This is a genomic window from Parapedobacter sp. 2B3, from assembly GCF_041925275.1.
GTDB lineage: Bacteria > Bacteroidota > Bacteroidia > Sphingobacteriales > Sphingobacteriaceae > Parapedobacter > Parapedobacter pyrenivorans_A.
In genome coordinates this window covers 67972-77817 of the sequence record NZ_JBHEUZ010000019.1, presented here as the reverse complement: position 1 = coordinate 77817, position 9846 = coordinate 67972, and the positions used below count along the sequence as shown (strand labels likewise).

The 9846-nt window shown below is 50.4% G+C and carries 14 protein-coding genes; 9 read left to right on the top strand and 5 right to left on the bottom strand.

The features are described from left to right. Window positions 1–49: 49 nt before the first annotated feature. The 4 genes from ACEVG1_RS18045 to ACEVG1_RS18030 are packed head-to-tail and all read right to left on the bottom strand — an operon-like array spanning window position 50 to window position 2603. Entirely contained in the window at window positions 50–613 is a 564-nt protein-coding gene (locus ACEVG1_RS18045; protein WP_374745126.1) for a response regulator transcription factor, read from the bottom strand. 18 nt (window positions 614–631) lie between these two features. Next, window positions 632–1441, bottom strand: a complete 810-nt coding sequence (locus ACEVG1_RS18040; RefSeq protein WP_374745125.1) for a sensor histidine kinase — start codon at window positions 1439–1441, stop codon at window positions 632–634. Further along, entirely contained in the window at window positions 1399–2052 is a 654-nt protein-coding gene (locus ACEVG1_RS18035) for a hypothetical protein (RefSeq protein WP_374745124.1), read from the bottom strand. The genes ACEVG1_RS18040 and ACEVG1_RS18035 overlap by 43 nt, the downstream gene beginning before the upstream one ends. Beyond that, on the bottom strand, window positions 2043–2603 hold the full coding sequence (locus ACEVG1_RS18030; RefSeq protein ID WP_374745123.1) for a hypothetical protein: 561 nt from the start codon (window positions 2601–2603) through the stop codon (window positions 2043–2045). Before ACEVG1_RS18030 ends, ACEVG1_RS18035 begins: the two co-directional genes overlap by 10 nt. 186 nt (window positions 2604–2789) lie before the next feature. On the opposite strand from ACEVG1_RS18030, the gene ACEVG1_RS18025 reads away from it, so the two are divergent. From ACEVG1_RS18025 to ACEVG1_RS17995, 7 genes are all read left to right on the top strand, one after another. Continuing rightward, entirely contained in the window at window positions 2790–3089 is a 300-nt protein-coding gene (locus tag ACEVG1_RS18025) for a helix-turn-helix domain-containing protein (protein WP_374745122.1), read from the top strand. Window positions 3090–3216: 127 nt separating this feature from the next. Then, window positions 3217–3504, top strand: a complete 288-nt coding sequence (locus ACEVG1_RS18020; RefSeq protein ID WP_374745121.1) for a hypothetical protein — start codon at window positions 3217–3219, stop codon at window positions 3502–3504. 7 nt (window positions 3505–3511) lie between these two features. Next, complete coding sequence (locus tag ACEVG1_RS18015; RefSeq protein ID WP_374745120.1) at window positions 3512–4147, top strand: DUF6266 family protein; 636 nt, start codon at window positions 3512–3514, stop codon at window positions 4145–4147. Window positions 4148–4228: 81 nt separating this feature from the next. Further along, window positions 4229–4873, top strand: a complete 645-nt coding sequence (locus ACEVG1_RS18010; protein ID WP_374745119.1) for a DUF6266 family protein — start codon at window positions 4229–4231, stop codon at window positions 4871–4873. After that, complete coding sequence (locus ACEVG1_RS18005; protein WP_374745118.1) at window positions 4866–5324, top strand: DUF5675 family protein; 459 nt, start codon at window positions 4866–4868, stop codon at window positions 5322–5324. The genes ACEVG1_RS18010 and ACEVG1_RS18005 overlap by 8 nt, the downstream gene beginning before the upstream one ends. Window positions 5325–5400: 76 nt before the next feature. After that, window positions 5401–5631: a hypothetical protein gene (locus ACEVG1_RS18000; RefSeq protein ID WP_374745117.1), complete on the top strand. Its 231-nt coding sequence runs from the start codon at window positions 5401–5403 to the stop codon at window positions 5629–5631. Continuing rightward, window positions 5618–5791 carry a hypothetical protein gene (locus ACEVG1_RS17995; protein ID WP_374745116.1) on the top strand — a complete coding sequence of 58 codons (174 nt, stop codon included), beginning with the start codon at window positions 5618–5620 and terminating at the stop codon, window positions 5789–5791. The genes ACEVG1_RS18000 and ACEVG1_RS17995 overlap by 14 nt, the downstream gene beginning before the upstream one ends. A gap of 70 nt (window positions 5792–5861) precedes the next feature. On the opposite strand, the gene ACEVG1_RS17990 is transcribed toward ACEVG1_RS17995, so the two are convergent. After that, window positions 5862–7091 carry an ROK family protein gene (locus ACEVG1_RS17990; RefSeq protein ID WP_374745115.1) on the bottom strand — a complete coding sequence of 410 codons (1230 nt, stop codon included), beginning with the start codon at window positions 7089–7091 and terminating at the stop codon, window positions 5862–5864. Window positions 7092–7363: 272 nt separating this feature from the next. Between ACEVG1_RS17990 and ACEVG1_RS17985 the strand changes: the two genes are divergently transcribed. After that, a complete protein-coding gene (locus tag ACEVG1_RS17985; RefSeq protein ID WP_374745114.1) occupies window positions 7364–8554 on the top strand; it encodes an AGE family epimerase/isomerase in 1191 nt (396 codons plus the stop codon). A gap of 10 nt (window positions 8555–8564) precedes the next feature. Then, entirely contained in the window at window positions 8565–9812 is a 1248-nt protein-coding gene (locus tag ACEVG1_RS17980) for a sugar MFS transporter (RefSeq protein WP_374745113.1), read from the top strand. Window positions 9813–9846 lie beyond the last annotated feature (34 nt).

The following is a 9846-nucleotide window of genomic DNA, read 5'->3' as shown; positions in this document are numbered from 1 at the left end:
AAACCTGAAAGACCTATACCCACAGAACTATAAAAATAATCTTCAGGAATCAAACCTGTAGTTGGTCGGGCGGATACATTTCCTCGTCGGTATGGCCCGTAGCCAGCTGTTTCAGGATTTCCAGCTGCCGTGGTGTTACCGTTTCCAAACCTGGTTCTATCCACCCGAACTTGGCACTTTGGATGAGCGATGGTGATATGTATTCGTTCAGGTGTTTACCGGTATCGGCCAACTCGCAGATGGCGTCAATCAGTTCCTGCGAGGAACAGCTTTTATTCATGAATGCTCGGACCCCTAAACGTAGGAAACTTTTTGCGGAATCGATATTGTTTACTGCTGTATAAATCAGCACGCGGATGTCTGGGAAATGCTTGGCCAGCCATTCGGTTACCGCATAGCCGTCCATATCGGGCATGATCACATCCATGATCACCACATCAGGGGGCGGATCACATGTTTTAAGTTGGTGTTGCATTTCGCTGCTGTCTGACGCTGTGAATACTACATGGATGCGCTCGGCGTGTTGCCTGAGGTAGTCAGCGGTATATTCGGTCGTGGAAACGTGGTCATCCACGATGGCTACGTGGATGGTTGGTGATGTGTTTGTAAGCATGATTTTCTGGTTGTTTTTTTAAGGGGATTTACCGCAGGTTTTTACGGGATAGGCCAGGCTCACCCGGATAAGGGTGCCATTACCCGGAGCGCTGTCAATGGTGAGTTTTGCCCCGATTGCCGTTACCCTTGACCGAAGGATTTCCAAACCCCTCGAAGTTGGTTTATGGGCCCCTGACGGATTGAAACCCACGCCGTTGTCGCAAATAATGATTTCCAGCACATATGGTGCGGACTCCTTGAAGCCAACGGTTATTCTTGAGGCCTTGGCATGTTTCACGGCATTGCCAAGGGCCTCTTGGGTAATCCGGTATAATTCGAGAACAGTTTCGTCGGGCAGCTGGTCCGTAGATATATCATCCGCGCTGACATCGATTTTCAGCCCACGCTTTTTCTCGAGGTGTGAAACGAACTGCTTGATGGCGTGGAGCAGACCGGCCTCAATGACACGCTTACCATCCAGTAGCAATCCCACGTTTTGCAGTTCTTCAATGCTCTCCAATACGAGATTGCGGGCTGTAGTGAGCAGATTGCTGGGCGTGGGTTCATTACGGTTGTTGGCATAGATGTAGTCGGCTAGCAATTTGCTCGCAAATGCAAGCTGGTTCTGCACATCGTCGTGCAGCGCTTCCGAAAGGCGCTTGGTAACCCGGTCCGATTCGGCTAGCCGGCCCGCCCGTACCTGGTCGGCCGTCAGCGAGCGGACGCGGTTGTACATCACGGTGAATAATACCAGCATCACCCAGAACAGCACACACAATAATGTGCCGAGAATGATGACACCGGTCAGCGTCTGTTTTGATACCTGCACATAATTGAGTATATCCATAAACCGTACAATAAGAGGATAAAAAATGCATAGATCACTGCGTACATCGAAGTATTGCCAATGGCTAATGCTTTACTGAGTAAAAGTTCGGCGATGAGGTTGGTAGCCAAGGTGCCGAAATAAAAGGAACCCATGGCCGCCATCCAAACCGTCGGAGCATGCCGGTACAGCGGCATCGGTTGCAATGGCGACCGCGCCAGCCGGAAGATGTAACCAATAAAGGCACCGATGAAGGAAACATTCATCAGCATGATGGTGTATGTACCATAATCGTTTAACCCGCTGGCTAAAAACCGCTCGGTAGCGTAGCAGCAAATAAAGAGTAGTACCCATCCTTTCCAGAGAACGGGTGTGAGGCCATAAGGCCTGCACACCCGGTAAATAAAATAGCTGATAAACGTGCCTTCAATCGGGATATAAAGGTTATAAACCCAGTTGCTGGGTTGTTGAATGATGCGGCCAAGATAGAAACCGGCCGTTTCAGTGACGACCACCACGAACAAATACCAAGGGAACAACGCCCAATGCCGTTCCGGATCGTGCCGCAGCCGCAGCCACGCAACTACAAAGCAGGCCAATTCAATCAGCATATTGACAATGGCTAATTGCACGCTGCTGATGTTTCAGGATCAAACAGTGACGGGTCATCCCAGCAATCCGGGCAACACACGTTGCCTCGATTGATGATGAAACCAGCCTTTTCACTCTTAGCAACCACACCGCCCTCACTGAAGTAATCGCGGTGATAGTGCTGCCCATTCGCTACGCTATCCCGGGTGGATACCATCAACAACGTATTGTAACCCCAATACCGCTTTGGTGGCACATAAGAACCGTCCCGAACTTGCGAGTAATCGTCATCGTAAGCCGCAAAGTAAAACCGTATGCCGTCGCCGCCTTCGGCCTCGACCTGTGCGGCCAGGGATTTGATCAATTCCACGCTAAACCATATCGCACGGCTGTTGGGTAGGGAGTCCTGCCCACGGGTCACATAGCCAGCATGCGATGCATAATTGGCCACCATACGGCGAGCTTCTTCATACGGAACGGTCACCGAATCCGGAACGGCTAGATTGGATGGGTGCATGTTGTGTTTGCTTACAGCTTGCCCACAGCTAGCGAGCAAACCGATTCCGATGGCATAAAGTAACTGATTTCTCATGATAATATAAAATTGGTACGGTGTAAAATTAAATGTTACTGCCGTGGGTAAGACCGTTATAAATGATGGTTTTGTATATGCTCCAGCCGTTTAACTTTGCCTTGCACATAGATGTGCCGGACATCTATCCGTCAACAAACATATACCGAATACGGAAATCAATTAGAAACACTGAAAGGAAATCTTATGGAAAATAATGCTTATTTATCGTACCCCCATAAGGGGAAAGGCATAGCCGACGTTATTGTGCCTTTGTTAGATCTGCTTGTCGAATTACTCAAGCGCCTATTGGCCGGTTTGGGCAATCCCGCCCAACGGCATGGGCTATTATACCCGGAAGAGGTAATGGAGATGCTGCGCATCACGGACCGCACATTGCGCCGCTACAACGATCAGGGCACGCTGTGTCCGTTGCGCATCGGCGGGAAAAGCTATTACCTGATGGCTGATATCATCGAAGCAGGGCGGGGTGGCAGCCCCAGTTGACAATCACCTTGCGACAATTTGAAAAACCCGCCGCCTTCCGGTACCGGCGGGTTTTTTGTGCGCTTTCCCGCGTAAACCTGCTTCATACCCCGCTTGTAGTCCGCCTGTAATCGGCTTGGGTGTCCCGATGGGGCTAAGGCGGGTCTTGTTCGGAGCTTGGACGGCCGGCACCCTTCCGGTCCCCGCCCAAATCCCGTCTAAGCCCCGTCCAAGTTCCGAACAAGCATACAGCACGGATAAAAAGGCATTCGGGAACATATATGCTGATGGGGTGCGGACATTTCAGGACAACGCCGGACAGTTCCGGACACCTGCGGACATGGGCTGGGTTTCCCGTATGCTATGCCCGATGTTTGCCTTGCCGGTAGCGGAAATCCGCGGTATCCGCCCGGCATATGGTTTAATCAAAAAATAGAAATAACATGGCAAAATTCATAAACGGTGCCATCGGCACCTTCTCCGGAAAAGTGGGAAGCATCATCGGCAGCAGCTGGCGCAGCATCCCCTACATGCGCGGATTGAGCAAGAAGCGCACGAAGCCGTTCAGCGAAGCCCAGTTGGCACAACAGCAGCGATTCGGACTCATGGGCGAATTCCTATTGCCCCTGAAAGGCCTGCTCGAAATCGGGCTGGCCAACGTGGACGATTCACGGGCCACGATCTTTAACAGGGCGATGGCGCTCAACCTGCGGGCCGTGACCGGCACATATCCCGATTTCGCGATCGACTATGCGCAGGTCAAATTCAGTAAAGGGGCGCTGCCACCACTGCGCAACGCCACGGTAACCCTGGACCCCGACGTGGTTACCGTAAACTGGAACCCGTCGGTGCGCCGCTTTACGGGCAACGGCGATGACGAGGTGTACGTGCTGTTGCACGACCATACCCAAAATCTCTTCTATACATCCGATACGGTTGAGCCGCGCTCGGCAGGGACGGTGGAAATCCCGCTCGACGAAGGTATGGCTGGCAATGAGGCAGACATCTGGGTGTTTGCCGTGGGCCGGGAGGGATGGGTATCGGCCACCATCCATTTGGGGTCGCATACGTTGGTATAAGTGCCCATACACATTGCAGTAATAATTGAAGTTTCACGACCGGGGCGGAGTTCGCCGCCCCGGTTTTTAAAACACATAGACATGGCAAAATTAATCGACTTGTTCACCTTCTCGGGCAGGGTAGGTGACGTCGTGGCCTGCAAAGGCCCCACGGGCTACTACCTACGGAGCCGGCCGCGGAAATCATCCAAACCGCCAACGGCCAAGCAACTGGAAGCCCGGGCGAAACTGGCGATGGCAATGGATTTCCTCACGCCACTGCGCGAAATCGTATACCTCGGTTTTTCAAACAAAACCAACGGGAGGAATAAAACGGGTTCGTTGAACCGTGCGGTATCCCACCTCACGCGCCACGCCATTGTTGGGCAATATCCCGATATCGTCATTAATCCGGCGGAGGTTAGGTTAAGCCAGGGGGGCCTCTCACGGCTCTTGGAGGCTACTATTTCGTCGTACACGGACGGACAGCTGCGGGTCTCGTGGAATACCGGTGCACCCCAAAGCCTGGCCTTCGGCGATGACCGGGTTTTTGTGCTGGCTTACCAGGAGTCTACCAAACACCTGTTGGTGGGCGAAAGCCATCGCCATACAGGTTCCGCGTCGGTGGATATATCGGCAGAACCCGCGGGCAGCGAATGGCTGGTATATGCTTTTGTGGCCGAGCGTAACCTCGCCCGGTTTTCAGACAGCCAGTTCTTGGGGAAAATAAGGGTCGAAGATGAGTAAGCAAATTGAAATCAGGCGCGTGGCCCAGGGGAAGAACAGTACCCTCAGCCACCTCTATATCGGTGGCACCTTCTGTTGCTACCTGTTGGAAGACCGTATCCGCAAAGAAAAAATACAGGGAATTACCTGCATCCCCGAAGGCGAATACGGCCTCTCGCTCAACCACTGGTCGGGCATGAACGCCAGGTATGCCAAGCGCTTCCCGAAGCTGCACGAGGGCATGGTGGAGATCACCGAGATACCCAGCTTCCAGCTGGTGTTTATCCATATCGGAAACTACCATACGGAAACGGCGGGATGCCCGCTCACGGGCTCATATTGGCAACGGTTGGATGGAGATTACCAAGTGATGGGCTCGGAAGCGGCATATCAATACGTGTACCCGCTGTTGGTGGAAGAGATTCAGCAAGGAAATACCAGACTGGTCGTGGAAAATGAGGTAGGGTTTTAGGATGATCGCAAAAGCGGCCTGGCGTACGGAGTATGCGGACGCGTTGCGATAAGCCAAAACAGAAAACTTAAAAAATATGAAAGAAACAATAAAAACAGTCGATCTCCCCAAAGAGCGGGAGACGACACTTTACGACAGGATCAAGGAAACGCTGGCGGTGGCCAGCCAACTCATCATTGCCTCGCCGGTAAGGTTGCCGCCAAAAGTGGTGTTGACAGCGAAATACCTCGCCCTGGCACTGGGCGTGCTGGAGGCGGTGGAAGGCAGTCTGCGCGATGGGGAAGGAGCGGCCGATGAAGACGACTAACAGCCAATTGGGCATTGGAACAGGTGGCGGTACGCTACTGAGCGTATTGGCCCAGCTGGGTATGCACGACGTGGTGAAAACCGCTGTACTGGCCGCCATCGGCGCTACGGTGAGCTTCGCGGTAAGCTGGCTGCTGCAGCGCTGCACGCGGAGGCGTTAGCTAAAAGGAAGCGTTGGCCAAACAGGCACTCCCGATTAGGGGGTGCCTGTTTTTATTTGGGCGCCACGCGCTATGAAGTAATAGCAAGTAAGCGGTCGCGCACCAACAGGCAGGCGCCTATAACGCCGGCCTTTTGGCCCAGCTTGGAGATGATCATCTGCGAATCGTTGTTGACTAAACTTAACGAATATTTATTCAGTGCATTTTTAATGGGCAACCGGATGTAATCGCCCGTTGATGCTAGTGCGCCGCCAAGGATGATCAATTCGGGATTGAAGAGGTTAACCAACGTGGCCATGCCCTTGCCGATCTTTTCGCCGGCTTCGGTAATGAGCTCGATGGCTAAGGTGTCGTCATTATTAGCGGCCTCGATGATGTCTTCCAATTTGATCTCTTCCGGCGACGGACGTTTATTTGTGACGATGCTAGTTGCCCCTTTATTGAGTCGCTCCTTGAATATCCGGGTGATCGCTTCTCCCGAAGCTTCCGTTTCCAGACAGCCCTTTTTCCCGCAGTGGCAGAGGATTTCGTTGTTGAATGTCGGTATGTGTCCGAGCTCGCCCGCAAAGCCGGATTTGCCGTAATAGAGTTGCCCATTTACCATAATACCCATACCGATGCCGTGGTCCAGGTTCACAAAAAGCACATCTTTTTCTTCACGTACCGCTCCGCTGCAGAATTCGCCATAAGCCATGGCCCGTGAATCATTTTCCAGGAAGGTATGGATACCTATAGACGCCTCTATGATTTTGCTTAGTGGGTCTTCGTGGAAGTTAAAGAAACTGTAGCTGTATCCTGTTTTGTAATTGATGCGCCCACCTAGGTTAACGCCGATTCCGAGTACTTTCTCCCGTTCCACGGAACTTGTTTTAATGAAATCTTCGATGATCGCACATAACGCTTGCAATGAATCTTCGGTATTGTTCAATGCATATGGGATTCCCTGTCGAGTCTTTATCAGGTTGCGCTTGAAATCCATAAGGCCGATGTTTACCTGAAAGTTTTTCACCTCTACACCAACAAAGAATGCTGAATCGGGCTCCAGACCATACAAATTTGGCCTGCGGCCGACACCCGAATCTGATTTTCCATAGTCCTTGGCCAGCCCATCGGCAATGAGTCCGTTAACGAGGTCGCTTATCTTCGGTATACTCGCGTTGAGCTCTTTACTAAGGTCCGCAAGTGTCGTGTTCCCCTCATTTGCAAAATGGGCCAGTATCTGTTTTTTGAGTTGCACATTTTTGAAGGCCACGCCCGAAAGTTCGGCCCCGTGCAGTTCGTCAAAGAAAGTCGTTGTCATTGGATATGTATTACCTTCGGTGGGCAAATATAGGCTTTTTTAAAAAAATTAAAAACTGTCAATAGGAGCACCGTTAAATAACCCTATTTTTCCTGTCGGGGAAACTTCATCGGTTATTCTGACGGAGTAACCGCCATTTATTAACGAAATAAATTAATAAAACGTAAGTAATTAAAAAAATAATTTAAAATTAATTTGGATTATTAAAATATATATTTTTATTTAGCAGTCATAAATTATAAGCCATATTCATTATTGTGAACTGGAAAAATATGACAAATGCTGATGCGCTGGCGGACTTATATAAACGCCAATTGTTAACCGATGTAATTCCTTTTTGGTTGTCTAATTCGCTCGATAACGAGTATGGAGGTTATTTCACCTGCTTGGATGAGGCAGGTTGTGTTTATGATACTGATAAATTCATTTGGCTGCAGGCCCGGCAAGTTTGGACATTGGCGATGCTTTATAATACCGTTGAAAAGCGGCCAGAATGGCTTGAAGCAGCACTGGTCGGTGCTAATTTCCTCGAAGCCCATGGTACGGATGGCGAGGGGAACTGGTATTTCGCCCTAAACCGGGAAGGCAAGCCCTTGGTGCAGCCGTATAACATCTTTTCAGACTGTTTTGCCGCGATGGCTTTCGGGCAGTTATATAAAGCTACGGGACGAGACAGCTACGCAGCACTTGCAAAAGCCACGTTTCATAATATCTTGAAACGCCGGTCCGATCCAAAGGGAAAATACAATAAGCAATATCCGGATACACGGCCATTGCAGAATTTTGCATTGCCCATGATTCTGTGTAACCTGGTACTCGAGATCGAACACTTGATTGAACCGAGTCTGGTGGACGACACCATCCGCTACGGTATCCAAGCCGTGATGGATACGTTCTACCAACAAGGACTCAGTGTCGTTCTGGAAAACGTTACCGCTGACGGTCGGTTTTCCGATTCGTTTGAAGGTCGGCTGGTTAATCCCGGCCACGGTTTGGAAGCGATGTGGTTTGTCATGGATCTTGCCAAACGCATCGGTGATACCGCATTGGTGAAGAAAGCTACCGACATCGCCGTACAGCTTGTCGAATATGGCTGGGATAGAAAGCATGGTGGCATCTTTTACTTCCTGGATGTAAAAGGGAAGCCGATGCAGCAATTGGAGTGGGACCAAAAACTGTGGTGGGTACACATCGAGGCAATGATTGCCTTTGCAAAAGGGTACCTGCATACCGGCGATGAGCGGTGTGCCCGGTGGTTCAATAAACTTCATGATTACACATGGTCTCATTTTCCGGATGCGGAAGGCGGCGAATGGTACGGTTACCTCAATCGCCGCGGTGAGGTGCTCCTTCCGCTGAAAGGTGGTAAATGGAAAGGGTGTTTCCATGTGCCGCGGGGATTGTTTCAGCTGTGGAAAACGATGGAGGCCATTTCGGCGAAGCAACAGGCTGTGGTAATATAAGAAAACGGATATGGCGATCACAACGATAAATGATCCGATAACGGCCAATACCAACGGCCGGCGCTATACACCGGCGCTAATCGCATTGGCTGTGCTGTATTTCATGATGGGATTCATCACCTGCTTGAACGACACGTTGGTGCCATTTTTTAAAACCGGGTTCACGCTAAACTACGCCGAGTCGTCGTTGGTGCAATTCTATTTCTTCCTCACTTATGCGGTGATGTCCATTCCCGCCGGAAGGATTGTCGAGAAGGTCGGTTATAAACGAGGAATGGTATTCGGTTTTGCGATAGCTGGGGTGGGAGCATTGTTGTTTTTCCCGGCCGCTTTATTACATCAGTACGCCCTTTTCCTTGGTGCTTTGTTTGTGCTTGCTATTGGAATCGTACTATTGCAGGTAGCGGCAAATCCATATATTACCTTACTTGGAAGGCCCGAAACTGCCTCGTCGCGGCTCACGCTGATACAAGGCGTGGGTTCCATCGGTACTACGGTAGCCCCTCTTTTCGGGGCCCACTTTATCCTGTCCAGGTTATCCGAATCCAACGCATCGAGCGACGCCGTTAGCATACCCTACTTGGCAATAGGTGGAGTGTTGTTTCTCATCGCATTGCTGGTTTCTTTGCTCTCCTTGCCAAAGATTAGCAATCATGTGACGCGTTTGTCGTCCACAGACGGTCCGGCTCAACGGGGAATTTTCTCGTTCCGTAACTTAAATTTTGGCTTGGTGGGCATATTCATGTATGTGGGTGCCGAGGTTGCTATTGGTACGTTCCTCACCAATTATGTTGCAGACCGGCTGCATATCGAAGAGCACCGGGCTAATAATTACGTGGCTTTTTATTGGGGCGGAATGTTGATTGGAAGATTGATTGGAGCAATGGTGCTCAAAAGCGTCAAGTCACCTATCGTACTCCGTTGGGTAGGTGGGGCTTCCGTTGCATTGATTGTACTTTCCATTGTGTCCTCGGGTTATGTAGCCGTTTGGAGCATGGTCGGCGTCGGATTATGCAATGCCGTTATGTTTGCTATTATATTCTCACTTTCGATTCAAGGGTTAGGAGCTTACACTACCCGGGCGTCTGGCTTACTTTCTTCCGCAATCGTGGGCGGTGCCGTGATTCCTTATTTGCAGGGATTGTTAATCGATCGTTTCGATTGGGGCGTTTCCTTTTGCTTACCCCTTATTTGTTATCTATATATCGTGTATTTTGCCATAGATGGCTTTAAAACTAAGCAGATGAATCCAACATAGCCAATTTTATACCAGATTAACTAATGTAAAATTA

Excerpts from the sequence above, each read along its gene's own strand:
- ACEVG1_RS18045 (WP_374745126.1), bottom strand. The coding sequence starts at position 613 with ATGCTTACAAACACATCACCAACCATCCACGTAGCCATCGTGGATGAC.
- ACEVG1_RS18040 (WP_374745125.1), bottom strand. The coding sequence starts at position 1,441 with ATGGATATACTCAATTATGTGCAGGTATCAAAACAGACGCTGACCGGT.
- ACEVG1_RS18030 (WP_374745123.1), bottom strand. The coding sequence starts at position 2,603 with ATGAGAAATCAGTTACTTTATGCCATCGGAATCGGTTTGCTCGCTAGC.
- ACEVG1_RS18025 (WP_374745122.1), top strand. The coding sequence starts at position 2,790 with ATGGAAAATAATGCTTATTTATCGTACCCCCATAAGGGGAAAGGCATA.
- ACEVG1_RS18020 (WP_374745121.1), top strand. The coding sequence starts at position 3,217 with ATGGGGCTAAGGCGGGTCTTGTTCGGAGCTTGGACGGCCGGCACCCTT.
- ACEVG1_RS18015 (WP_374745120.1), top strand. The coding sequence starts at position 3,512 with ATGGCAAAATTCATAAACGGTGCCATCGGCACCTTCTCCGGAAAAGTG.
- ACEVG1_RS18010 (WP_374745119.1), top strand. The coding sequence starts at position 4,229 with ATGGCAAAATTAATCGACTTGTTCACCTTCTCGGGCAGGGTAGGTGAC.
- ACEVG1_RS18005 (WP_374745118.1), top strand. The coding sequence starts at position 4,866 with ATGAGTAAGCAAATTGAAATCAGGCGCGTGGCCCAGGGGAAGAACAGT.
- ACEVG1_RS18000 (WP_374745117.1), top strand. The coding sequence starts at position 5,401 with ATGAAAGAAACAATAAAAACAGTCGATCTCCCCAAAGAGCGGGAGACG.
- ACEVG1_RS17995 (WP_374745116.1), top strand. The coding sequence starts at position 5,618 with ATGAAGACGACTAACAGCCAATTGGGCATTGGAACAGGTGGCGGTACG.
- ACEVG1_RS17990 (WP_374745115.1), bottom strand. The coding sequence starts at position 7,091 with ATGACAACGACTTTCTTTGACGAACTGCACGGGGCCGAACTTTCGGGC.
- ACEVG1_RS17985 (WP_374745114.1), top strand. The coding sequence starts at position 7,364 with ATGACAAATGCTGATGCGCTGGCGGACTTATATAAACGCCAATTGTTA.
- ACEVG1_RS17980 (WP_374745113.1), top strand. The coding sequence starts at position 8,565 with ATGGCGATCACAACGATAAATGATCCGATAACGGCCAATACCAACGGC.